Here is a 24,330-nt window from a genome sequence, read left to right as displayed (position 1 = left end):
GGCACGACCGGGGGCGACGTAGCGTCGGGGCATGGTCACCAGCTCCACCGTCCGCGGATCCCGGCTCCTGACGCTGCTCCCGGCGCTCGCGCTCGTCGCGGCAGGGTGCGCGTCCGGCGAGTCCGACCCCGGGCCCACCTCGAGCGCTCCGGAGTCGCCGGCCGACGGGGGCACGGCCGTGGTTCCGGCCGGCTCACCCGCGGACGTCACCACCGACCTCGCCGCGCCGTGGTCGATCGCGTTCGTCGGCGAGACCGCGCTCATCAGCAACCGCGACGACGGGGACGTCTGGGAGCTGACCGACGACGGATCGACGCGGCTCGTCGGCACGGTCGACGGCGTCGTGCACCAGGGCGAGTCCGGCCTCCTGGGCCTGGCGGTCGACGACCAGGACCGCCTGTACGCCTACTCCACCGCCGACGACGGCAACCGGGTGCAACGGTTCGAGCTGACCGGGGATCCCGGCTCGTACGGGCTCGGGCCGGTCGAGACGATCCTCGAGGGCGTCCCCGCGGCGAGCAACCACGACGGCGGCCGGATCGCCTTCGGTCCGGACGGCATGCTCTACGTCGCGACCGGTGACGCGAACGACCGTCCGGCCGCGCAGGACCTCGAGAGCCTCGCCGGCAAGATCCTCCGCCTGACGCCCGACGGCGCCGCCCCGGACGACAACCCGTTCCCCGGGTCGCTCGTCTACAGCCTCGGCCACCGCAACCCGCAGGGCATCGCCTGGGCCTCTGACGGCACGATGTTCGCCGCGGAGTTCGGGCAGGACCGGTGGGACGAGCTCAACATCGTCACGGCCGGGTCGAACTACGGCTGGCCCGCGGCGGAGGGCATCGCCGGCGACGACCGCTTCGTGGACCCCGTGCAGCAGTGGGAGCCCGACATCGCGAGCCCGAGCGGCATCGCGGTCGCCGACGGCACCGTGTTCATCGCCAACCTGCGCGGAGCCGTCCTGCGGTCGGTGCCGGTCGCCGACCCCACCACGTCGACCGACTACTTCACCGGCGAGCACGGCCGGCTGCGCGACGTCGTGGTCGCCCCCGACGGCGACCTGTGGTTCCTCACCAACAACACCGACGGGCGCGGTGACGCCAGGGGCGGGGACGACCGGATCCTCCGCGTCGGGCTCGAGCCCGCCTGATCCCGCGCCCGCTGACTCAGCGGGTGCTGACTCAGCGGGCCCAGATCAGCGAGCGAGGTGCCGGGCGATGACCATGCGCTGGATCTGGTTCGTGCCCTCGAAGATCTGCATGACCTTGGTCTCGCGCATGTAGCGCTCGACGGGGAAGTCCTTGGTGTAGCCGGCGCCGCCGAGCACCTGCACCGCGTCGGTCGTGACCTTCATGGCGTTGTCGGTCGCGACGAGCTTGGCGACCGACGCCTGCCGGCCGTAGGGCCGGCCCGCGTCCTTGAGGCGCGCCGCGTGCAGGTACGTGGCCCGGGCGGACTCGACGGCCGCGGCCATGTCGGCCAGCAGGAAGCCGAGCCCTTGGTGGTCGATGATCGCCTTGCCGAACGCCTCGCGCTCCTTGGCGTAGGCGATCGCGGCGTCGAGCGCACCCTGCGCGACACCCGTGGCCACGGCGGCGATGCCGAGTCGTCCGGCGTCGAGCCCGGCGAGCGCGATCGGCAGGCCCTGACCTTCCTCACCGAGACGACGCTCGGCGGGGACTCGGACGCCGTCGAACAGCATCGTCGCCGTCGTGGAGCTCATCAGGCCCATCTTCTGCTCGGGCACGTCGGCCGTGAGGCCCTCGGCGTCGGCCGGGACGAGGAAGCAGGAGATTCCCTTCCCGCCGTCGTCGGACGTGCGGGCCATGACCTTGTAGAAGTCGGCCTGGCCGCCGTGGGTCGTCCAGGCCTTGGCGCCGGTGATGACGTAGTCGTCCCCGTCGCGCACCGCCTTGGTGCGCATCGCCGCGGGGTCGGATCCCGCGTGCGCCTCCGACAGGCAGTACGCCCCGAGCTGGTCGCCGGCGAGCATGTCCGGGAGCCACCGCTCCTTCTGCTCCGACGTGCCCCGTTCGAACAGGCCGAAGCAGCTCAGCGCGTGCACGCTGACGCCCACCCCGACGGCCGCCCACGCCGAGGCGATCTCCTCGACGACCTGCAGGTAGACCTCGTACGGCTGGCCACCGCCGCCGAGCTCCTCCGGGTACGGGAGGCCGAGCAGGCCGGCACGACCCAGCGTGCGGAAGACCTCACGGGGGAACCGCGCCTCTCGGTCGTGCTCGTCAACGACGGGGCGCAGCTCCTTGTCGACGATCGACCGGGTCAGGTCGATCAGGTCGGCGGACTCCTCGGTGGGCATCAGGCGCTCAGCGGGCATCGGGCGATCCTCTCGGCACGACGGTGGTGTACTGCTGACTGTACTGCAGGCCCACGGTGAGTACAGTTGGCCCATGGCCCCCACCGACCGCTCCCGCCGCGTCGAGGTGCTCGACGGCCTCGTGGCCATGTTCCTCGCCGACGGCTTCCTGGACCTGGGTCTCGACGAGATCGCCGCCCGCCTCCGCTGCTCGAAGTCGACCCTCTACGCCGTGGCGCCGAGCAAGGAACAGCTCATCACCACCGTCACGCGGGAGTTCTTCCGCCGCTCCACCGAGCAGGTCGAGCAGCGTCTCGCCGCAGAGCCGGAGCCCCGGCACCGGATCCGGGCCTACCTCGACGCGATCGCCGAGGCCCTCGCCCCCGCGTCCCCCGCCTTCTACGCCGACGTCAACGACTTCGTCCCGGCCCGCGAGGTCTACCGGCGCAACACCGCGATCGCCGCACGGCGGGTGCAGGAGCTCGTGACCGACGCGAAGGGCCCGACCGGCGCGGTCGACGCCACGTTCGTCGGTGCCGTCGCCGCGGCCGTCATGTCGACCATCCAGTCCGGCGAGATGGAGGCCTCGACCTCGCTGGACGACGCCGCGGCGTACCGCCTGCTCGCCGACCTCATCGACGCCTCGGTCGCGCGGGCCACCGCCCCGTGAGGCGCCTGCGGCTCGGCCCAGGGATCCACGCGGTGCGGGCGCAGCCCCGCCCCTTGAGGTGCGAGTGAGGAACGAACGAGCCTCGAAAGGAGTACCACAACCCAGGACGTGACCCAGGTTTCGAGGCTCGTCGCTAGCGCTCCTCACACCTCAACCACCGGTAGATCCGTCCGCCCCTTGAGGTGCGAGGAACCAGCCTCGAAAGGAGTACCGCAGTCCTCGACGTGACCGAGGTTTCGAGGCTCGTCGCTAGCGCTCCTCACACCTCAACCACCGGTAGATCCGTCCGCCCCTTGAGGTGCGAGTGAGGAACGAACGAGCCTCGAAAGGGGTACCTCAGCCCACGACGTGACCCAGGTTTCGAGGCTCGTCGCCAGCGCTCCTTCACACCTCAACCACCGGGGATCGGGTGGCCTAGCTCGTGGCTCGGGCAGCCAGGCCGCGGACGACCTCTGCGGCCTCGGCCGGGCGCTCCCACCAGAACAGGTGACCGACACCCGGCCACAGGTGGAGCTCGGCGCCCGGCACCAGCTCGGCGAGTCGCTCGCCCTCGGCGGACAGGATCATCTGGTCCTCCTCGCCGTGCACGACGGCGACCGGCAGGTGCAGGCCGCCCAGCCGGCCCGACGCGTCGTGCTCGAGGCACGCGATCGACTGCTGGCGCACCACCGGGAACGGCACGCGCCGCGCGAGGGAGGTCGCGCGGAACCGGTCGAGCTCACCGGGGCGCGCGGCGAACTCGGCCGAGACGTTGACCTCGAAGCCGACGCGCGTCGCGTGCTCGGGATCGCGGGTCCCGATCGCCTCGACCATGCGCACCGGTCCGGGCGCGTCGAAGGCGCCGGGACCGCCGGGGGTCGTGCAGCCGAGCGTCACGCTGCGGACGCGATCGGGAGCACGGAGCGCCAGCTCCTGCGCGACCATGCCGCCCATCGAGATGCCCATGACGTGCGCCGACTCCCGTCCCAGCGCCGACAGGAGCCCGGCGGCGTCGTCGGCGAGGTCGACGATCGAGAACGGGTCGTCGGCCCGCGCGCTCTCCCCGATGCCGCGGTGGTCGTACGTCACGACCTCGAAGTCCCGGGCGAGGTCGTCGACGAGCGCAGAGCCCCACATCCCGCCGTGGCCGGACATGCCCTGGATCAGCAGCACGGTCTCGCCCGCGCCCGCCGTCTCCACGGCGAGGTTGGTGCCGGTCCCGATCTCGACGATCTCCTGCATGGCGCCTCCCGGCTCGCGACTGAATGGTCGCCCGCCAGTCTCCCCCACCGCTCGAGGAGCCGCCGGGCCACCACCGGAGCACCCGTGCTGGAGTGGGTCCATGTCCGATCGTCGCCCTCACGTCGCCCGCCGGCGGGCGCCGTGAGGACGTGGCTCCTGCTGCTCGCCGCGATCGCGGTCGAGGTCACGGCGTCACTCTCCCTCAAGGGCGCCCTCGACCACCGCGGGCTCTACGCCGTCGTGGTCGCTGGCTACGGCTCGTCGTTCGCCCTGCTCGGGCTCGTGCTGCGGGCCGGCATGCCCCTCGGCGTGGCCTACGGCATCTGGGGCGCGCTCGGCGTGGCCGGCACCGCGGTCTCGTCATCACTGCTGTTCGGCGAGCCGCTCACGGGCCTCATGGTCGTGGGCATGGGCTTGGTCGTCGCCGGCGTGCTGCTGGTCGAGATCGGCTCGCAGCTCGCGCGGCGGACGACGGAGGTCCGGTGATGGCGTGGGTCTACCTCGCCCTCGCCATCACGGCCGAGGTGACGGCGACGATGTCGCTCAAGGTCGTGGCCGAGGGTCAGCGCAGCTGGGCGGCCGGCGTGGTGCTCGGCTACGTCGCGGCGTTCGCGATGCTCTCGCTCGGACTCCGGGAGGGGCTGGCGCTCGGCGTGGCCTACGGCATCTGGGCCGCAGCCGGAGTTGCCGCCACCGCGATCCTCTCGAGGCTGATCTTCCGCGAGCCGCTCACCCGACTCATGGGAGCCGGCATCGCCCTGATCATCGGTGGGGTCCTGCTGATCGAGCTCGGGGCGTCGCACTAGCCCCGAGCCCGATCAGACCTGGGCTCGATCAGACCTGGGCCCGATCAGGGGGCTCAGGCCGTCAACTTCTCCGCGACGCCGATCGCGCGGGTCACGAGGTGGTCGAGCGCGTCGCGGTCGGTGTCGTCGAGATCCGACGACGCACCCGTGACCTTGCTCGCGCCGTACGGGTTGCCGTCGGCGAACTTCAGCGGGTCGGTGTAGCCCGGCGCGGCGATGATGCCGCCGAGGTGCATGAAGGTCGTGTGCAGCGCGAGCAACGTCGTCTCCTGGCCCCCGTGCGCCGTCTGCGACGACGTGAAGGCGGTGTAGACCTTGTCGGCGAGCTTGCCCTCCGACCACAGCGGTCCGAGCGTGTCGATGAAGCCCTGCAGCTGGCTCGTGACGTGGCCGTACCTCGTGGGCGATCCCATCACCACGACGTCAGCCCACTCGAGGTCCTCGGGCGCGGCGACCGGTCGATCGGCGATCTCGTCGACGTGCGCCTTCCAGGCGTCCTGCGACTCGTAGGCCTCGGCCGGAGCCGTCTCGCGCACGTGGCGGAGGCGGACCTCGGCGCCCTGCTTCTCGGCGGTCTCGGCCAGGCGCTCGGCCATCGCGTGCGTGGCGCCGTAGGAGGAGTAGTAGACGATCGCGACCTTGACGGTCATGCTGGCTCCCCTGTTCGGTCTGGTGGTCAGGCACGTCCTGGCGCACCGGCGTCAGGACGACGCCTCCACCGTCGCACGGGACGGCGAGGGACGCAGTTCGGCAGATCGACGGGTCGAGGACGCGTGTCCGGGGCAGGGGCCGTGATCAGATCAGGCCGTCGGTCAGGTGGTTCGGGGTGCCGAAGCGGTGCGCCGTGATGTTGACGGACTGCTCGCGCAGGAACGGCAGCAGCTCCAGACGCCCCGACTCGGTCGCCGGGTGGTCGAAGACCGCGAGGTCGACCCGGCCACCCGTCACGCGAGCCAGGGCAGCGGCGGTCCCGCCGATCAGACGAACGCGCTCCACCCCACCGTTCGCGGCACGGGCCGCCCACGCCTCGTCGTCCTCGTACCGCACCGTGAGACCCAGGGCTTCCAGCGCCGTGCCGAGCGTCGCGGGCCGTGCCGTCCCGACCGAGACGTCGAAGCGGGCACCGGCCCGCACCCCGGCGCCGACGACCCGCAGGAGATCGGCCGGCGTGCCGTCAGCGGCCAGACGCACGTCGACCGTCGCGGGCCGGTAGCGGAACAGGTTGCGCTCGGCCATCAGCCCGCTCACGTCGCGCGCCTCACCGAGATCGGCGGCCCACTGCGTGGCGTCGGCCCGGAAGCAGCGCTCGAGCCGGTCGAGCTCCGTCCGCGGCAGCCGCATCTCGTGCGCCGCGGCCAGGACCTGCGCGACCGGTCGGCTCAGCGCGACGCCGTCGCGATCGGCCGACATCGCCGACTCCCACGAACCGAGCCCCAGCAGGTAGTTGGGTCCGCCGGCCTTGAAGCCGGCGCCGATCGCCGACCGCTTCCAGCCGCCGAACGGCTGTCGCTGCACGATGGCGCCCGTGATGCCGCGGTTCACGTAGAGGTTGCCGGCCTGCACCGTGGCGAGCCAGGTCTCGATCTCGCCCGGATCGAGCGAGTGCAGACCCGCCGTGAGGCCGTAGGCGACCTGGTTCTGCAGCGCGATGGCCTCGTCGAGCGTCGACGCGGTCATGAGGCCCAGCACGGGGCCGAAGTACTCCGTGAGGTGGAACGCCGAACCAGGACGCACGCCCTGGCGGACACCCGGCGACCACAGGCGGCCCGCCTCGTCCCGGCGCTCCGGCTCGACGAGCCAGGACTCGCCCTCGTCGAGACGGGTCAGGGCGTCGAGCAGCTTGCCCTGCGCGGGCTCGACGAGCGGACCGACCTGGCTCGTCGGGTCATCGGGGTACCCGACCTTCAGGGAGGTGACGGCGTCGACGAGCTGCTGGCGGAAGCGGTCGGAGGTCGCGACACTGCCGACCAGGATCACGAGCGAGGCCGCCGAGCACTTCTGGCCCGCGTGCCCGAAGGCCGAGGCGGCCACGTCCTTGGCGGCCAGGTCGAGGTCGGCACTGGGCGTGACCACGAGAGCGTTCTTGCCGCTCGTCTCGGCCAGCAGCGGCAGGTCCGCGCGGAAGGAACGGAACAGCTCGGCCGTCTCGAAGCCACCGGTCAGGATCAGGCGGTCGACGCGAGGATCACCCACGAGCTGCGCCCCCAGGTCGTTCTCGCCGACGTGCACGAGCTGCAGCACCTCGCGGGGCACGCCGGCCTGCCAGAGGGTCTCGACCATGACCGAGCCACACCGGGCGGCCTGGGGCGCGGGCTTGATGACGACGGCTGATCCGGCGGCCAGCGCGGCCAGGGTCGAGCCCGCCGGGATCGCGACCGGGAAGTTCCACGGCGGCGTCACGACGGTCAGTCGCGCCGGCACGAAGCGGGCCCCGTCGACGTCGTCGAGCTGTCGCGCCAGCTGCGCGTAGTAGCGCGCGAAGTCGATCGCCTCGGAGATCTCGGGATCGGCCTGGTCCAGGGTCTTGCCCGTCTCGGCGCCCATGACCTCCGCCAGCACGGCGCGACGCTCCTCGAGGCGGTGCGCCACGGCGTCCAGCACGGCGGCGCGCTCGGCACCCGTCCGCTCCCCCCACTCCGCACCGTGGGCTGCCGTCACGCCCACGAGGTCGTCGAGCGCACCGGCCTCGGTCACGGTGTGGTCGGCCACCAGGTCGACGCCGAGAGCCGAGCCCGGAATGCGCTCGAGGATCGCTCGGCCCCACGTCCGGTTGGCCGGCAGCGCCGGGTCGGTGTCCGGGGCGTTGCGGAAGTCGCCGGCTGCGACGGGCTCGACCGGTGCGGTGCGGTCCTGCGTGCGGTTCGGGCCGGGCACGACCTCGTCGACCTCGGCCAGCGACGCCAGGAAGCGGTCGCGCTCGCGGGCGAAGAGCTGCTCGTCGGTCGACAGGTCGAACACGGCCGACATGAAGTTGTCGTGGCTCGCGCCTTCCTCGAGCCGCCGCACCAGGTACGCGATCGCGACGTCGAACTCGCCGGGATGCACGACCGGCGTGTAGAGCAGCAGCCCACCGACCTCACGACGGATCACCTCGGCCTGCTCCTGGGCCATGCCGAGGAGCATCTCGAGCTCGACGCCGTGCCGGACCCCGCGGGCGCCGGCGAGCAGCCAGGTGTGGGCGAGGTCGAAGAGGTTGTGTCCCGCGACCCCGATGCGCACGTTCTCGATGCGCCCCGGGCGCAGGGCGTAGTCGAGGACGCGCTTGTAGTGGGTGTCGGAGTCCTGCTTGGTTCCCCACGTGGCCAGCGGCCAGTCGTGCAGCGAGGCCTCGACGCGCTCCATCGGCAGGTTCGCACCCTTCACGACGCGCACCTTGACGCCCGCGCCTCCCGCGGCGCGGCGGCCCGCCGACCACTCCTGCAACCGGATCATCGCCGCGAGGGAGTCCGGCAGGTAGGCCTGCAGCACGATCCCCGCCTCGAGTCCGCGCAGGTGCGGCTGGTCGAGGATCGCCGTGAACACCGCGACGGTCAGGTCGAGGTCGCGGTACTCCTCCATGTCGAGGTTGATGAACTTCGGGGTCGGCGACGCCGCCGCCTGCTCGAACAGCGGCTGGAGGCTCTCCACGACGTGCGCGACGGCCTCGTCGAAGGCCCACACCGAGTGCGGGGCGACCGTGGAGGAGACCTTGATCGAGACGTAGTCGACGTCCGCGCGGGCCAGGAGGTCGCGCGTGCCCTGCAGGCGGCGCGCTGCCTCGCGCTCGCCCAGCACGGCCTCCCCGAGCAGGTTGATGTTGAGCCGCACCCCGCGGTGGCGAAGACGAGCGATGGCGCGCCCGAGGCGTCGCTCGCGGGCGTCGACGATGAGGTGACCGACCATGGCCCGGAGCGCGCGGCGCACGACCGGGATGACCAGGCCGGGGGCCACGAGACCGACCCGGGCGCCGACCTTCACGGCAGCACGCAGGTGCCAGGGCAGGAACGCCGGGACCTCGCGGGCCAGCTCGGCGAAGTTGCGGGCGGCGACCGCGGTGTCCTCGGGGCGGATGACGCCGTCGATGAAGCCCACCGTGAACGGCAGGCCGCGCGGGTCCTTGAGGACGCCCGCGAGCTGGGCCCCGGCCTTGTCCGGCTCGACCTGCGCGGCGGCCGCGAGCCAGCGGCGTACCAGCGCGATGGTCTCGTCGGCCAGGTCGGCCGGGCGGGTCAGGGGCTCGGCGGAGCCGTCCGGCGAGCCGGTGCGCTCGGTCAGGTGCGAGGTCATGGCGTCAGTCTGGGAGTCGACTCGGTTAAGGTAAAGCGATGTTTTCCGACTGATACACATCAGTTTCTCTGATGAATAGGGGCCGCCCCGTGCTCGACGTCCGCCGCCTTCGCCTGCTGCGCGAGCTGCACGTCCGCGGCACCCTGGCCGCGGTCGCCGCGGCCCTGCACCTGAGCCCCTCGGCGGTGTCGCAGCAGCTCGCGCTGCTCGAGAAGGAGGCTGGGGTCGAGCTGTTGCGCAAGGTCGGGCGCGGCGTCCAGCTCACACCGCAGGCCGAGATCCTCGTGGCCCACGCCGATGGCCTGCTGCGTCACCTCGAGCAGGCCGAGACCGAGCTGGCCGCCTCGCTCGAGCGGGCCACCGGCACCGTGCGCGTGGCCGTGTTCCAGTCCGCCGCGCTGGCACTCGTGCCCGACATGCTCGGTCTCGTCGCACGCGACCACCCCGCCCTGCGCGTGACCGTCACGCAGCGCGAGCCGGAGTCCGCTCTCACCGAGACCTGGGCGCGCGACTTCGACCTGGTCGTCGCCGAGCAGTACCCCGGTCACGCCGCTCCTCACCTCCCCGGCCTGGACCGGGTCGAGCTGATGTCGGACACGATCCGGCTCGCCACCCCGCTCGGCGACGGCCCCGCCTCCGGCACGACGTCGATCGCGCAGGCGCGGCACGTCTCGTGGGTCATGGAGCCCCCCGGAGTCGCGTCCCGGCACCACGCCGAGCAGGCCTGCCGGGTCGCCGGGTTCGAGCCCGACGTGCGCTTCGAGACCGCTGACCTGCAGGCGCAGATCCGACTCGTCGAGTCGGGCAACGCCGTGGCGCTGCTGCCCGACCTGCTGTGGCTGGGCAGGGTCCCCACCGTCGCGCTGCACGACGTGCCGGGTCGCCCGCGGCGCACGATCTTCACGGCGGCCCGCACCGCGTCGGCCGCCCACCCGGCCGTCGTCGCGTGCCGCGAGGCGCTCGCGGCCGTGGCGGCACTCGTCCACGCACCTGCCGCGCCGGCGGACCCGTCGGCGTGACGGCGCTGGTGGACGGCCCGCGAGGGGTCAGGCCACGGCGTCGAGGCGGGCGATCTCCTCGGGCGTGAGCGTGAGGTCCAGCGCGCCGATCGAGTCGAGGATGCTCTCGGGGCGCGAAGAACCGGGGATCGGGATGACGGTCGGCGAGAGCGCGAGCTCCCAGGCCAGCGCGACCTGCTGCGGACTCACCCCGCGCTCGTGCGCGATCGCCGCGTTCTCGGCGTAGCGGTCGCCCAGCTCCGCCGCGCTGCCGATGCCGCCGAGCGGGCTCCACGGGAGGAAGGCGACGCCGAGCTCGGCGCACAGCTCGAGCTCGGTGCGGCTCGAGCGGAAGGCGGGCGAGAACTGGTTCTGCACCGACGCGAGGCGCCCGTCGAGCAGCGTCTGCGCGAGACGGATCTGGTCAAGGTCGGCGTTCGAGATGCCGGCCTGACGGATCACGCCCTCGTCGAGCAGGTCGCGGAGCGCACCGATCGTCTCCTCGTACGGGACGGCCGGGTCGGGGCGGTGGTGCTGGTAGAGACCGATCGCGTCGACGCCGAGTCGCTGGGCGGACGCCTTCGCGGCGCGCTTGAGGTACTCCGGGCTGCCGTCGAGCGGCCAGCCGCCGGCCTCGGTGCGCGTGTGCCCACCCTTGGTGGCGACCAGGACCGAGCTCGCGTCACCGCCCCAGCTCCTCAACGCCTTCGCGATCAGGACCTCGTTGTGACCGGACTCGTCGTGCCCGACGTCCGCGGCGGCTCGGTGATAGGCGTCGGCGGTGTCGATCAGGGTCACGCCCGCGTCGAGCGCGGCGTGGATCGTGCGGATCGACCGGTCCTCGTCCGGGCGACCGTCGACCGACATCGGCATGCCGCCGAGCCCGATCGCCGAGACCTGGACGTCACCGATGGAGCGCTGGGGCAGGGACATGGGGACCGACTTCCGTGAGACGCGGGGCCGGCCACCGGCGATCGCCGGGCCGGCCGCGAGAACCCCCTCGACGCTACCGCTGTCCCACGAACGCACCACCGAGCAGGACGGGGACGGGGCAGCTGGTCGCCGGGGCGACGCGCGTCACGGCATGCGGGGGTGCGCCGGATCGGCGCGGCCCCGATGCTTGAGGCATGCCCCCTTCCCCGGACCGTGACGCACTCGCACGCCTCGCGGCGGCCCACGGGGTGGCCACGAGCTACGAGGGCTCGGACCGGACGCCGGTGACCGTGGACGACGAGATCGTCGCGGCCGTGCTGGGCCAGCTCGGGGTCGACGCGACGAGCGACGACGCGATCGCCCGCGAGCTCGCGAGCGCGGAGCGCACGAGCAGCCGATTCCCCGGCACGATCGCGGCGACCCAGGGCGCCGGTCGCGACCTCGGCGACGGCGTCGCGGGGACGCTCCACCTCGAGGACGGCGGCACGCTCGACGTCCAGGGCGCGCTTCCGGCCGACCTGCCCCTCGGCTGGCACCGGCTCACGACCGGCGACCGCGACATCACGGTCGTCGTGGGACCCGCGCGCCTGCCGGAGGTGCCACGCACGTGGGGCTGGATGCTTCAGCTCTACTCCCTGCGGTCCGACGACTCGTGGGGCATGGGCGACTACGGCGACCTCGCCGCGATCGCGCGGCGTGCGGGCGGCGAGCAGGGCGCCGGCGTGCTGCTGGTGAACCCCGTCCAGGCCTTCGTGCCCTCGACCCCGCTCCAGCGCTCCCCCTACTCGCCCGCGAGCCGGCGCTTCGCCAGCCCGCTCTACCTCCGCGTCACCGACACGGCGGCCTTCGGGTCGGCCTCCGACGAGGTCCGCGCCGCGGTGGCCCGGCTCGCACCGCCGAACGACACCGAGCTGATCGACCACGACGACGTCTGGCTCGCGAAGCGCACCGCGCTCGAGCTGCTGTGGGAGCACACGACCGACCGGCCGGTGCCCGAGGACGCCGACGACGACCTGCGAGCCTTCGCCGTCTGGTCCGCCCTCGCCGAGGTGCACGGGGCCGACTGGCGCCGCTGGCCCGATCCGCTGCGCGACCCCGCCTCCCCGGCCGTCGCTGCGGCGGGCGAGGAGATCGCCGACCGGGTGGCCTTCCACCTCTGGCTGCAGGCCCTCGCCCGCGAGCAGCTCGACGGCGCACGCGCCGCCGCCCACGAGGCCGGCATGGCGGTGGGACTGGTGCACGACCTGCCCGTCGGGGTCGACCCGGGCGGCGCCGATGCGTGGGCCCAGCAGGACGTCTTCGCGTCGGACGTCCGCGTGGGCTGCCCCGCCGACGCCTTCAACCCGCTCGGCCAGGACTGGGGCCTCCCGCCGTGGCGGCCCGACCGCCTCGCCGAGACCGGCTACGCGCCGTTCCGCGACGTCGTCCGCAGCGTGCTGCGCCACGGCGACGGCATCCGGGTCGACCACGTCGCCGGACTCTGGCGGCTCTGGTGGATCCCGCCGGGAGAGCCCGCCCACCGCGGCACCTACGTCCACTACGACGCCGACGTCATGCTCGCGGCTCTGCTGCTCGAGGCCACCCGCGAGGGCGCGATCGTCGTGGGCGAGGACCTCGGCACGGTCGAGGACGTCGTGACGCGGACGATGCACGAGCGCGGCATCCTGAGCTCGGCCGTCCTCTGGTTCGAGCGCGACTGGGACGCCCCCGGGCAGCCGCACGTGCCGCCCGCGCGGTGGGAGCCGGAGACGATGGCGAGCATCAGCACGCACGACCTGCCCACCGTCGCCGGTTGGATCGCCGACGAGCGGGTGCACGTGCAGCACCGGCTGGGACTGCTCGACGCGTCCCTCGACGACGCGCTCGCCTCCGCCGCCACCGATCGGGCGGCACTGCTCGACCTCCTGCGCGAGGAGGGCGTGCCGGACGACGACCTGGTCGTGGCGCTCCACGCCGTGATCGCCCCGGCCGCCTCCCGCCTGGTGCTCAGCTCGCCCGCCGACGCGGTCGGACAGCTCGACCAGCCCAACCTGCCCGGCACGGTCGACGAGTACCCGAACTGGCGCGTCCCGCTGCCCGTGCGGCTCGAGGACTTCTTCACCGACCCCCGGGTCGCGGCCGCCGTCGCGCCCCTGCGGGCGGCCAGACCCGCCCCGCAGGGCCCCACTTCCCCCGCCCCGTCCTGATCAACGACCTCCCTGAGGAGACCCCCGACCGTGCACCCTCCCCGCCTTCACGCGTGGCCCGGATCGCCCTACCCGCTCGGCGCCACGTACGACGGCACCGGCACCAACTTCGCCCTGTTCTCCGAGGTCGCCGAGAAGGTCGAGCTGTGCCTGTTCGACGAGCACGGCGCCGAGACCCGCGTGCGCCTGGAGGAGGTCGACGGGTTCGTCCACCACGGCTTCCTCGACGGCATCGCGCCCGGCCAGCGCTACGGCTACCGCGTCCACGGTCCGTGGGACCCGGAGCAGGGCCTGCGCTGCAACCCCGAGAAGCTCCTGATCGACCCGTACGCCAAGGCGTTCAGCGGCCAGGTCGACTGGGACCCGTCCCTGTTCGCGTACGACATGGACGCGCCCGACGAGCGCAACGACGACGACTCGGCCGGGCACGTGCCGTTCTCGCTCGTGACCAACCCGTACTTCGACTGGGGCAACGACCGGCTGCCGCGCCGGCCGTACCACGAGACCGTGATCTACGAGGCGCACGTCAAGGGCCTCACGATGACCCACCCCGACGTGCCCGAGCAGCTGCGCGGCACGTACGCCGGCATCGCGCACCCGTCGATCGTCGAGCACCTGCGTGAGCTCGGGGTCACGGCGATCGAGCTGCTGCCGGTGCACCAGTTCCTGACCGACCACTACCTCGTCGAGAAGGACCTGACGAACTACTGGGGCTACAACACGATTGGCTTCTTCGCGCCGCACGACGCCTACGCGTCACGGCCGGGCCGGCAGGTCCAGGAGTTCAAGGGGATGGTCCGGGCCCTGCACACCGCGGGCATCGAGGTCATCCTCGACGTCGTCTACAACCACACCGCCGAGGGCAACCACCTCGGCCCCACGCTCTCGATGCGCGGGATCGACAACTGCGCGTACTACCGCATGGTCGAGGACGACCCGCAGTACTACATGGACTACACGGGCACCGGGAACTCGCTCAACGTGCGCCACCCGCACACGCTGCAGCTCATCATGGACTCGCTGCGGTACTGGGTCACCGAGATGCACGTCGACGGGTTCCGCTTCGACCTCGCGGCCACCCTGGCCCGCGAGTTCTACGACGTCGACAAGCTCGCGACGTTCTTCGAGCTCGTGCAGCAGGACCCGGTGGTCAGCCAGGTCAAGCTCATCGCGGAGCCCTGGGACGTCGGTCCCGGCGGCTACCAGGTCGGCAACTTTCCGCCCCTGTGGACCGAGTGGAACGGGCTCTACCGCGACACCGTCCGGGAGTTCTGGCGCGGCGAGCCGGCGACCCTGGGCGAGTTCGCCTCCCGCATCACCGGCTCGTCCGACCTCTACCAGGACGACGGCCGCCGCCCATACGCGTCGATCAACTTCGTCACGGCGCACGACGGCTTCACGCTGAACGACCTGGTGTCGTACGACGAGAAGCACAACGAGGCCAACGGCGAGGAGGGCCGCGACGGCGCCGACGACAACCGGTCGTGGAACCACGGCGTCGAGGGCCCGACCGACGACCCGGAGATCCTGGCCATGCGCGAGCGGCAGCGCCGCAACTTCCTGGCGACGATGCTGCTGTCGCAGGGCGTGCCGATGCTGCTGCACGGCGACGAGCTCGGCCGGACCCAGGGCGGCAACAACAACGTCTACTGCCAGGACAACGAGGTCGCGTGGCTCGACTGGAGCCTGGCCGAGGACGAGGCGGACCTGCTGCGCTTCACGTCCGCGCTGACCCGGCTGCGGCGCCAGCACCCCGTGTTCCGCCGGCGCCGGTTCTTCTCGGGACGGCCCGTGCGGCGCGACGGCGGGCTCCCCGACATCGCCTGGTTCACCCCGACGGCCGAGGAGATGACCGACCAGAGCTGGGGCGACGACTTCGGTCGCTCGGTCGCGGTGTTCCTCAACGGTGACGCGATCGCGGAGCGCGACGAGCGGGGCGAGCGGATCACCGACGACTCGTTCCTGCTCGCGTTCAACGCGTACCACGAGACGATCCAGTTCACGCTGCCCGACGGCGAGTACGCCGACCGCTGGCGGGTCGTGGTCGACACGGCCGAGGGCGTCGTCGAGCCGGCGGGCGCCGAGCCCCGTCCGGCGGGCGACAGCTTCGACGTGCCGGGTCGCTCCCTCGTCGTGCTGCAGCGGGTGGGCTCGTGACTCCGGCCGGCGTCCCGTCGTCGACCTACCGGCTGCAGCTGCGGCCCGGCTTCGGCTTCGCCGAGGCGCGGGCGCTGCTGCCGTACCTGCGCGACCTGGGCGTCGGCGCGATCTACCTGTCCCCCGTGCTCGACGCGACCCCCGGCTCGACCCACGGCTACGACGTGACCGACCCGTCCCTCGCGCGGCCCGAGCTGGGCGGCGAGGAGCAGCGGGCCGCGCTGGCGCGGGAGGCGCGTGAGCTCGGGATGGGCGTCGTGGTCGACATCGTGCCGAACCACATGTCGGTCGAGGTCCCCGCCGCCAATCCGTGGTGGTGGTCCGTGCTGAGCGAGGGCGAGGCGTCCCCCCACGCCCGGCACTTCGACATCGACTGGTCGCGTGGCCGTCTGCTGCTGCCCGTGCTCGGCGACGACGCCGACGTGGCGGAGCTGCGGGTCGAGCCCGGATCCACGGGCGACGAGCTCGCGTTCTACGACCACCGCTTCCCGATCGCACCCGGCACCGGTGGGGGCTCCCCGCAGGAGGTGCACGACCGGCAGCACTACGAGCTCGTGGGCTGGCGCCGCGGCAACGCCGAGCTCGGCTACCGCCGCTTCTTCGACATCACCTCGCTCGCGGCGATCCGCGTCGAGGAGCCCGCCGTGTTCGACGACGCGCACCGCGAGGTGCTGCGATGGGTCGAGGCTGGCGAGGTCACGGGCCTGCGCGTCGACCACCCCGACGGCCTGGCCGACCCGGGCGGCTACGCCCGCCGACTGCGCGAGGCCGCACCCGACGCCTGGATCGTGGTCGAGAAGATCCTGCACCCCGGCGAGGACCTGCCGGCCAGCTGGCCCGTCGAGGGCACCACGGGCTACGACGCGCTGCGCGAGGTCGCCGGCGTGCTGCTCGACCCCGCCGGCGAGGCACCGATCACCGCACTGGCGCAACGCCGCGGCGTGCCGACCGACTACGCCGCGGTCGAGGAGGACGCGCGCCGCATGGTCACCGACCGCATCCTCGTCGCGGAGGTGCACCGCATCGCGGCGCTGCTCACCGACGTCGCGGTGGAACCGGCCCGCACGGCCGTCGCCGAGACCATGATCGCGTTCGGCGTGTACCGCTCCTACCTGCCCGAGGGTGCCGACGACTGGGCCCGGGCGATCGATCGTGCGCTCACCCGCCGACCCGACGTGGCTCCCGCGCTGCGCGCCCTGGACGACCAGGTCCGTGCCGATCCGCGCGGCGAGCTCGCGACCCGGATCCAGCAGACCTCGGGCATGGTCGTCGCCAAGGGCACCGAGGACACGACGTTCTACCGGTACACGCGGTTCGCGGCGCTGACCGAGGTCGGTGGGTCGCCCGACGTGTGGGGCGTCGACGTCGAGGCCTTCCACGAGCTCTCCACGGTCCGCGACCGCGACCGTCCGGCCACCATGACGACGCTCACCACCCACGACACGAAGCGGTCCGAGGACACCCGGGCCCGGTCGCTCGTGCTGGCCGAGGTCGCCGACGAGCTCGCCGAGTCCGTCGAACGCTGGTCGGCCCGGTGCGGCATCGACGAGCCCTCGCTCGACCTGCTCGCCTGGCAGACGCTCGTCGCCGCGTGGCCCGTCTCCGACGAGCGCCTCGTCGACTACCTGCTGAAGGCCGCCCGCGAGTCAAAGCTGCGCACGACGTGGACCGAGACCGACGAGGCCTTCGAGGACGCCGTGCGCGCCTGGCCCGCCCGCGTCCGCGCGACGGTGGGCGACGAGGTCGAGGCCTTCGCCCGCCGCGTCGAGCCCGCCGGCTGGACCACCGCGCTGTCGCAGAAGCTGCTGCAGCTCGCCGGCCCGGGGGTGCCCGACGTCTACCAGGGCACCGAGCTGTGGGACCTCTCGCTCGTCGACCCCGACAACCGTCGCGAGGTCGACTACGCGGCCCGGCGCGAGCTGTTGTCGCGCGTCGCCGGCGGCTGGGTGCCGCCCCTGGACGCCTCCGGTGCCGCCAAACTGCTCGTCACCCAGCGGGTGCTCGGACTGCGTCGGGAGCGACCCGAGCTGTTCGAGGGCTACCGGCCGCTCCGGGCCGACGGCTCCGCCGCCGACCACGCCGTGGCGTTCGCCCGGCACCGCGACCTCGTCGCCGTCGCGACGCGGCTGCCCGTCGGCCTCGAGCAGCGGCCGGACGGGTGGGACGGGACCGTGCTCGACCTCGGTGACGAGGCGGGGCTCAGCCTCGACCCGGGCGCGTGGACCGACGTCCTGACCGGTCGGCAGCACGCCGGCGGGATCCAGCTCGTCGCCGACCTGCTCGCGACCTACCCCGTCGCCCTCCTCGTCCGCACCTGACCCCCCGCGCTCGGGCGGTGAGTGAGCGACCCTTCCCGCACCCGGGCGGTGGCCTAGCGACCTTTCAGAGCCGCAGAAAGGTCGCCAGGTCACCGCTCAGTCGGGGGAATGGGCGCCAACTCACCGCTCGCCGTGGAGTCGATCGACGGGTCGCTGCAGCGGCTCGGCACCGACTACGTCGACCTCTACCAGGCCCACCGCTACGACGTGGAGACGCCGCTCGAGGAGACGATGCAGGCGTTCGCCGACGTCGTGCGCCAGGGCAAGGCGCTCTACATCGGCGTCAGCGAGTGGACCGCCGATCAGCTCCGCGCCGGCCACGCGCTCGCGCAGGAGCTCGGCATCCAGCTCATCTCGAGCCAGCCGCAGTACTCGATGCTGTGGCGGGTCATCGAGGACCAGGTCGTGCCCACGTCGCGCGAGCTCGGGGTCTCCCAGATCGTCTGGTCGCCGATCGCCCAGGGCGTGCTGTCGGGCAAGTACCAGCCCGGCGCCGAGGCCCCCGCCGGCAGCCGCGCGACCGACGAGAAGGGCGGCGCCGACATGATCAAGCGCTTCCTGACCGACGAGACCCTCACCGCGGTGCAGCGCCTGGCACCGATCGCCGACGACCTGGGCGTCACGCAGGCCCAGCTCGCCATCGCGTGGGTGCTGGCCAACGACAACGTCGCCGGAGCGATCGTGGGCGCCTCGCGCCCCGACCAGGTCGAGTCCAACGCCCGGGCCGCGGGCCTCAGGCTCGAGGCCGACGTGCTGCGAGCCGTCGACGAGGCGCTGGGCGACATCCCGGAGACCGATCCCGGGAAGACCCGCTCGCCCGAGGCGCGCGTGGTCTAGCCCCGCGGGGTGGGACTCAGGCCACCTGGTCGACGTCGCGGCGTGGCTGCGACGACGAGGACTCCTCGTCGCTGTCCCCGTCGCTGTCCCCGTCGCTGTCGTCCGCGACGATCGCGAGCGGGGTCGCGGCGGCGGCGCGCGCCTCGGCGGTCGCCGGTCGGCGACGCTCGACCTCAGCACCGATCCGCACCGGCGCGTACGCCAGCGCGAAGGCCACCAGACCGATCAGCAGGTGGTGCCATCCGGCGCCCACCATGGCCAGGCACAGCGCCGTCAGACCGGCGATGGCCCACAGACCGACCCACAGCTCAAGGCCGATCCTCTTCGTCTCCTGCATCGTTCCCCTCGTCCCCGAAATCCGGCGGTCACCGACCGCCGACTGCGTCAGGATCCCCCGACCCGACCTGGATCGCATCATCGGATCGACGTGACCTCCGTCACGTCCCGCAGTACCCCCTCGGATCGCGCTGAAACACCCCCGGACCTAGCCTCGAACCATGGAGATTCGCGTGTGGGGTCCGCACCTGGAACGCGTGCGCGCCCGGGTCCGAGCGGTGGATCACGAGCTCGCGCGCGACGGCGACGGATGGTGGTCCGGCGACCTCCACGTCGACCACGGCACCGACTACGCCTTCGTGCTCGACGCCGACGAGACGCCGCTGCCCGACCCGCGCTCGCGGTGGCAGCCGCACGGGGTCCACGCAGCCTCGCGCGCGTTCGACCACGACCGGTTCGCCTGGACCGACGACGCGTGGGCGGGCCGCCCGCTCCGGGGATCCGTCGTCTACGAGCTGCACGTCGGCACGTTCACGTCGGGCCGCACGTTCGACAGCGCGATCGAGCGGCTCGACCACCTCGTCGACCTCGGCGTCGAGCTCGTCGAAGTGCTCCCCGTCAACGCCTTCGACGGTCCGTACGGCTGGGGCTACGACGGCGTGCTCTGGGGGGCGGTGCACGAGCCGTACGGCGGACCCGACGGGTTCAAGCGGTTCGTCGACGCGTGCCACGCCCGCGGGCTGGGTGTCGTGCTCGACGTCGTCTACAACCACCTCGGCCCCTCGGGTGCCTACCTCGACCGCTTCGGGCCGTACTTCGCCGGCACGACCGACTGGGGCGCCGGACTCAACCTCGACGGGCCCCGGTCGGACCAGGTGCGGCAGTACGTCCTCGACAACGCCCGCGACTGGTTCGAGCACTTCCACGTCGATGCGCTCCGCCTCGACGCCGTGCACGCCCTGCGGGACACCCGGGCCCTCACGCTGCTGGAGGAGCTCGCGACGCAGACCGCCGAGCTCTCCGAGCGTCTCGGCCGGCCCCTGTCGCTCGTGGCGGAGTCGGACCTCAACGACCCGCGCACCGTGACGCCCCGCCGCGAGCACGGCCTCGGGATGGACGCGCAGTGGGCCGACGACGTGCACCACGCCCTGCACGTGTGGCTGACGGGCGAGACGTCCGGCTACTACGCCGACTTCGCCGCGCCCGAGGCGGTCGAGAAGACCCTGCGGGGCGCGTTCTTCCACGACGGCACCTGGTCGTCGTTCCGGGAGCGGACCCACGGTCGCCCCGTCGACACCGACGCCGTGCCCGGCACGGCGTTCGTGACGTACGTCCAGGACCACGACCAGGTCGGCAACCGGGCCACCGGGGACCGACTGTCCGCCACCGCCTCCCCCGGCCGCCAGGTGTGCGGTGCCGCGCTCGTCCTGCTCGGCCCGTTCACCCCGATGCTCTTCATGGGCGAGGAGTGGGCCGCCGGCACGCCGTGGCAGTTCTTCGCCTCGTTCCCCGATCCCGAGCTCGCCGACGCGGTGCGCACCGGCCGGCGCCGCGAGTTCGGCCGACACGGCTGGGGCGAGTCGGAGGTGCCGGACCCCATGGACGTCGCGACGCTGGAGCGCTCGACGCTGCGCTGGGACGAGGTCGACGACCCGGACCACCGGGCGGTGCTCGAGGCCTACCGCGCGCTCGTCGCCCTGCGACGCCAGCACCCCGAGCTGCGGGACGCCTCGCTGGCCGACGTCCGGGTCGAGGTCGAGGGGCCCCGTGTCAGGTTGCACCGCGGCCGGTTCACGGTCGAGGTCGACCGTGACGCGGAGTCGGTCGTGGTGCGACGGGGCGACGAGGTCGTGTGGTCGTTCTCGGCGAGCGGCTCCTCGCCCCGCGGGTCAGACTGACGAGCATGACCGACATGCCGAGCGAGGACCCGCGGATCTCCGAGGACCCCGACGACGACCCCAAGCACAAGACGACCGACCCGGACCACGACGCCGACGTCGACGACCCGGACGCCCCGGCCCCCTTCTCGGGACCGTACGCCTGACCTGACGGTGCCATGACCTGACGGCCCCCTCGACCTGACGGCACCGCGACCGGGACCCCGCGCCTGACAGACTGGAGCGATGGTCACCCCACCGCACGAGACCCAGGTCCTCGCCGGTCGGCCGTTCCCGCTCGGCGCCCACCCCGAGGCCGGCGGCGTGCGGTTTGCCGTGGCGAGCACCGTCGCGGAGCGCGTCGAGCTCTGCCTGGTCGACGACGACGGCTCCGAGCGGCGCATCGAGCTGACCGAGCGCACCTTCGGCGTGTGGCACGGCCTGGTGCCCGGCGTGCTGCCGGGCCAGAAGTACGGCTTCCGCGTGCACGGCCCGTACGAGCCCAAGACCGGGCTGCGCTGCAACCCGCACAAGCTGCTCGTCGACCCGTACGCGCGCCGCATCAGCGGTTCGCTGACCGATCTCGACGCAGCGCTCGGCTACGCCGACGGTCCCGAGGGACCGGACGGCCCCGAGATGTCCACGGTCGACTCGCTCGGGTCGGTCCCGCTCAGCGTCGTCACGAGCCCCGGCGGCCCCGACACGGGCACCAAGCCGGAGGTGCCGTTCGAGGAGACCGTCGTCTACGAGCTGCACGTGAAGGGCTTCACGGCCCAGCACCCCGACGTCCCCGAGCAGCTGCGCGGCACCTACCTCGGCCTCGCGCACCCCGCCGTCGTCGAGCACCTGCTGCGGCTCGGCGTCACCGCCGTGGAGCTGCTCCCCGTGCACGCCTTCAGCGACGAGCCGTCGCTGGTGCGCGCCGGCCGACAGAACTACTGGGGCTACTCGCCGCTCGGCTACTTCGCGCCGCACGCCGGGTACGCCAGCGAGCCCGGCCGTGAGGTCGAGGAGTTCCGCACCATGGTGGCCGCGATGCACGCCGCGGGCATCGAGGTGCTGATCGACGTCGTCTACAACCACACGTGCGAGGGCGGCCCCGACGGCCCGACCCTCAGCTTCCGTGGTTACGAGGCGCCGGCGTACTACCTGCACGACGAGGACGGCCACATGGCCGACATCACGGGCTGCGGCAACACGCTCGAGGCCTCCTCACCGACCGTGATCCGCCTCGTCACCGACTCGCTGCGCTACTGGGCCACCGAGCTCGGCGTCGACGGCTTCCGCTTCGACCTCGCCAGCACGATGGGACGCCCGAACGGCGGCGCGTTCGACCGCGACTCGGCCCTGCTCACGGCCATCACGAACGACCCGGTCCTGGCGCGCTGCAAGCTCATCGCGGAACCGTGGGACGCGACGGGCGAGGGCTACAAGGTCGGCGACTTCGCCTCGCAGTGGGCCGAGTGGAACGGCATCTACCGCGACACCGTGCGCGACTTCTGGCGCGGACACGCCGGTGGGGTCGACGACCTCGCGTACCGCCTCTCGGGCTCGTCCGACCTCTACGACCACACGCTGCGCCGTCCCTGGCAGTCGATCAACTTCGTCAACGCGCACGACGGGTTCACGCTGCGCGACCTCGTGTCGTACGACCACAAGCACAACGAGGCCAACGGCGAGGAGAACCGCGACGGCACCGACGACAACCGCTCGTGGAACCACGGCGTCGAGGGCGAGACCGACGACACCGAGATCCGCGACGTCCGGGAGCGCCAGGCCCGCAACATGCTCGCCACGCTGCTGCTGTCGACCGGTACGCCGATGTTCGTCGCGGGTGACGAACGGTGGCGCACGCAGGGCGGCAACAACAACGCCTACTGCCTCGACGACCCGACCACGTGGCTCGACTGGACCGACACCGAGGAGTCGGAGTCGATGCTCGCGTTCGCGCGGCGCGTCATCCACCTGCGGGCCAAGAGCCCAGCCCTGCGCCAGGCGCAGTTCTTCGACGGACGCACCACGCCGACCGGTCGCCCCGACCTGATCTGGCTCCGACCCGACGGCCAGGAGATGACCGAGCCCGACTGGCTCGACCAGGACCGCCGCACGCTGGGCATGTGGATCGACGGCTCGAACAGCCAGTCCCGCACCCGCGAGGGCGAGCTGCTCGCCGACCACTCGTGGCTCCTGCTGCTGCACGCCGGCGCCGAGCCCGTCGACGTCGCCCTGCCCGGTCCGGAGTTCGGCGCCACGTTCCGCCCGACCCTCGACACCTCCTCGCCCGACGGCGAGCCCGTCTGGGAGGCCCCCCTGCCGGCCGGCAGCACGCTGACCCTCGGACCCCGCTCCCTCCTGCTCCTCAAGGCCCCCCGCGAGGACTGAGACGCCCAGATGTGCGCCAAGATATGCATTCCGAGCGAGTGGAATCACACATCTCGGCGCACATCTGGGTGCAGGCCGACGGCGGTGACCGACACGCGGCATGGACCAAGCCAGTGAACAGTTGGCTGGTGCGCCGAGCCCGATCGGGCCGGCTTCCGACCGCAACGTCGAGATTTGCTCCCAAATGTGCCGTTCTGCCCGTCGCGGACCGCACATTTGGGCGCAAATCTGGTGCGGGCCGTCGGAACGGAGCCCGGTGGGTGGCGGGGAGCCCTGGCCACCGTGTTGGTCCGTGCCGCTTGTCCTCCGGGTCCGCCGGGCCTGCCCACCCACGCGATCCACGTCACCGTGTGGGACTGCGCGCCACCGGGAACACTGGAGGGGTGACCACCAGTCCTCGCCTGATCACCGTCGCCGAGCCCCGCAACCCGGAGGCCGCCGTCCTCGTGCTGCACGGGGGTGCCAACCGCGAAGGAAGCCCTGCGGTGAGCCCGACCCAGCTGTCGGTGCTGCGCATGATCCCGATCGCGAAGCGCGTCGCGCGCGCCGGACGACGGCGGATCGCGGTCTACCGCCTGCTCAACTCCACCCGCGGCTGGGACGCCAGCCACACGCCGGTCGACGACGTCGACTGGGCGATCACGCAGCTGCACGAGCGGGCGACCGGTGGTGTGCCGCTCGGGCTGGTCGGCCACTCCCTCGGGGGACGCGCGGCCCTGCTGGCCGGGGACCGCGCGGACGTGCGCAGCGTCGTGGCGCTCAACCCGTGGGTCTACCCGACCGACGGTGACCTCGGCCTCTCCGGACGACGCGTGCTGATCGCCCACGGCACCGACGACCGCATCGCGATCCCGGCGAAGTCCGAGGCGGCCGCCCGCAACGTCGCGCGCACCGCCGAGCTGTCGTACGTGCGCGTCGACGGCGGCAAGCACGCGATGCTGCGCCGCGGGCGGACGTTCGAGCGTCTCGCGGCCGACTTCACCGCCGCGGCGCTGCTCGACGACCTCGCGCCGTCCGAGCTCGTCCGTCAGGTCCTGAGCACCCAGGAACCGCTGCAGATCTGAGGCAGTGCCCGGGGGACGGGCCCTG

At 72.7% G+C, this 24,330-nt stretch carries 19 protein-coding genes; 13 read left to right on the top strand and 6 right to left on the bottom strand.

Annotated features, from left to right (window positions below; all coding sequences use genetic code 11):
- Positions 1-31: 31 nt before the first annotated feature.
- Positions 32-1,147 (top strand): PQQ-dependent sugar dehydrogenase, encoded by a 1,116-nt coding sequence (locus V6S66_RS01895; RefSeq protein ID WP_334205087.1) that lies wholly within the window; start codon positions 32-34, stop codon positions 1,145-1,147.
- 45 nt (positions 1,148-1,192) lie between these two features.
- Here V6S66_RS01895 and V6S66_RS01890 read toward each other — a convergent pair whose 3' ends face one another.
- A complete protein-coding gene (locus V6S66_RS01890) occupies positions 1,193-2,335 on the bottom strand; it encodes an acyl-CoA dehydrogenase family protein (protein WP_334205086.1) in 1,143 nt (380 codons plus the stop codon).
- Positions 2,336-2,408: 73 nt separating this feature from the next.
- Here V6S66_RS01890 and V6S66_RS01885 point away from each other — a divergent pair, with 73 nt between their 5' ends.
- Positions 2,409-2,984, top strand: coding sequence for a TetR/AcrR family transcriptional regulator (locus V6S66_RS01885; RefSeq protein ID WP_334205085.1), 576 nt, complete (start codon positions 2,409-2,411; stop codon positions 2,982-2,984).
- Between the two features lie 414 nt (positions 2,985-3,398).
- On the opposite strand, the gene V6S66_RS01880 is transcribed toward V6S66_RS01885, so the two are convergent.
- Positions 3,399-4,205 carry an alpha/beta fold hydrolase gene (locus V6S66_RS01880; protein ID WP_334205084.1) on the bottom strand — a complete coding sequence of 269 codons (807 nt, stop codon included), beginning with the start codon at positions 4,203-4,205 and terminating at the stop codon, positions 3,399-3,401.
- A 141-nt stretch (positions 4,206-4,346) separates the two neighbouring features.
- Between V6S66_RS01880 and V6S66_RS01875 the strand changes: the two genes are divergently transcribed.
- Together V6S66_RS01875 and V6S66_RS01870 are read left to right on the top strand one after the other, a co-directional pair.
- Complete coding sequence (locus V6S66_RS01875; RefSeq protein ID WP_334205083.1) at positions 4,347-4,691, top strand: DMT family transporter; 345 nt, start codon at positions 4,347-4,349, stop codon at positions 4,689-4,691.
- Positions 4,691-5,011 carry a DMT family transporter gene (locus V6S66_RS01870; protein ID WP_334205082.1) on the top strand — a complete coding sequence of 107 codons (321 nt, stop codon included), beginning with the start codon at positions 4,691-4,693 and terminating at the stop codon, positions 5,009-5,011. The genes V6S66_RS01875 and V6S66_RS01870 overlap by 1 nt, the downstream gene beginning before the upstream one ends.
- A gap of 53 nt (positions 5,012-5,064) precedes the next feature.
- Here the strand turns inward: V6S66_RS01870 and wrbA are convergent, their stop codons facing one another.
- Positions 5,065-5,661 carry an NAD(P)H:quinone oxidoreductase gene (gene wrbA, locus V6S66_RS01865; protein ID WP_334205081.1) on the bottom strand — a complete coding sequence of 199 codons (597 nt, stop codon included), beginning with the start codon at positions 5,659-5,661 and terminating at the stop codon, positions 5,065-5,067.
- A gap of 145 nt (positions 5,662-5,806) precedes the next feature.
- Positions 5,807-9,277, bottom strand: coding sequence for a bifunctional proline dehydrogenase/L-glutamate gamma-semialdehyde dehydrogenase (locus tag V6S66_RS01860; protein ID WP_334205080.1), 3,471 nt, complete (start codon positions 9,275-9,277; stop codon positions 5,807-5,809).
- A 71-nt stretch (positions 9,278-9,348) separates the two neighbouring features.
- On the opposite strand from V6S66_RS01860, the gene V6S66_RS01855 reads away from it, so the two are divergent.
- A complete protein-coding gene (locus V6S66_RS01855; RefSeq protein WP_334205079.1) occupies positions 9,349-10,296 on the top strand; it encodes a LysR substrate-binding domain-containing protein in 948 nt (315 codons plus the stop codon).
- Positions 10,297-10,323: 27 nt separating this feature from the next.
- On the opposite strand, the gene V6S66_RS01850 is transcribed toward V6S66_RS01855, so the two are convergent.
- Positions 10,324-11,202: an aldo/keto reductase gene (locus tag V6S66_RS01850; RefSeq protein WP_334207207.1), complete on the bottom strand. Its 879-nt coding sequence runs from the start codon at positions 11,200-11,202 to the stop codon at positions 10,324-10,326.
- A 200-nt stretch (positions 11,203-11,402) separates the two neighbouring features.
- Here V6S66_RS01850 and malQ point away from each other — a divergent pair, with 200 nt between their 5' ends.
- From malQ to V6S66_RS01830, 4 genes are all read left to right on the top strand, one after another.
- A complete protein-coding gene (gene malQ, locus V6S66_RS01845; RefSeq protein ID WP_334205078.1) occupies positions 11,403-13,394 on the top strand; it encodes a 4-alpha-glucanotransferase in 1,992 nt (663 codons plus the stop codon).
- 30 nt (positions 13,395-13,424) lie between these two features.
- Positions 13,425-15,551, top strand: a complete 2,127-nt coding sequence (gene glgX, locus V6S66_RS01840; protein WP_334205077.1) for a glycogen debranching protein GlgX — start codon at positions 13,425-13,427, stop codon at positions 15,549-15,551.
- Positions 15,548-17,869 (top strand): malto-oligosyltrehalose synthase, encoded by a 2,322-nt coding sequence (treY, locus tag V6S66_RS01835; RefSeq protein WP_334205076.1) that lies wholly within the window; start codon positions 15,548-15,550, stop codon positions 17,867-17,869. Before glgX (V6S66_RS01840) ends, treY begins: the two co-directional genes overlap by 4 nt.
- 108 nt (positions 17,870-17,977) lie before the next feature.
- Complete coding sequence (locus V6S66_RS01830; RefSeq protein WP_334205075.1) at positions 17,978-18,706, top strand: aldo/keto reductase; 729 nt, start codon at positions 17,978-17,980, stop codon at positions 18,704-18,706.
- Between the two features lie 16 nt (positions 18,707-18,722).
- On the opposite strand, the gene V6S66_RS01825 is transcribed toward V6S66_RS01830, so the two are convergent.
- The gene (locus V6S66_RS01825; RefSeq protein WP_334205074.1) at positions 18,723-19,043 is read right to left on the bottom strand and encodes a hypothetical protein; all 321 of its coding nucleotides are present in this window, start codon (positions 19,041-19,043) and stop codon (positions 18,723-18,725) included.
- A gap of 160 nt (positions 19,044-19,203) precedes the next feature.
- On the opposite strand from V6S66_RS01825, the gene treZ reads away from it, so the two are divergent.
- From treZ to V6S66_RS01805, 4 genes are all read left to right on the top strand, one after another.
- Positions 19,204-20,880, top strand: coding sequence for a malto-oligosyltrehalose trehalohydrolase (gene treZ / locus V6S66_RS01820; RefSeq protein WP_334205073.1), 1,677 nt, complete (start codon positions 19,204-19,206; stop codon positions 20,878-20,880).
- 5 nt (positions 20,881-20,885) lie between these two features.
- Positions 20,886-21,026 (top strand): hypothetical protein, encoded by a 141-nt coding sequence (locus V6S66_RS01815; protein ID WP_334205072.1) that lies wholly within the window; start codon positions 20,886-20,888, stop codon positions 21,024-21,026.
- A gap of 79 nt (positions 21,027-21,105) precedes the next feature.
- On the top strand, positions 21,106-23,241 hold the full coding sequence (gene glgX / locus V6S66_RS01810) for a glycogen debranching protein GlgX (RefSeq protein ID WP_334205071.1): 2,136 nt from the start codon (positions 21,106-21,108) through the stop codon (positions 23,239-23,241).
- 383 nt (positions 23,242-23,624) lie between these two features.
- A complete protein-coding gene (locus V6S66_RS01805; RefSeq protein ID WP_334205070.1) occupies positions 23,625-24,305 on the top strand; it encodes an alpha/beta hydrolase in 681 nt (226 codons plus the stop codon).
- Positions 24,306-24,330: the final 25 nt, after the last annotated feature.

Origin of the sequence: Aeromicrobium sp. Sec7.5, assembly GCF_036867135.1 — a bacterium.
Classification (GTDB): domain Bacteria; phylum Actinomycetota; class Actinomycetes; order Propionibacteriales; family Nocardioidaceae; genus Aeromicrobium.
Note: the sequence above shows the minus strand (reverse complement) of the source record. Positions and strands in the feature narration are given on the sequence as shown.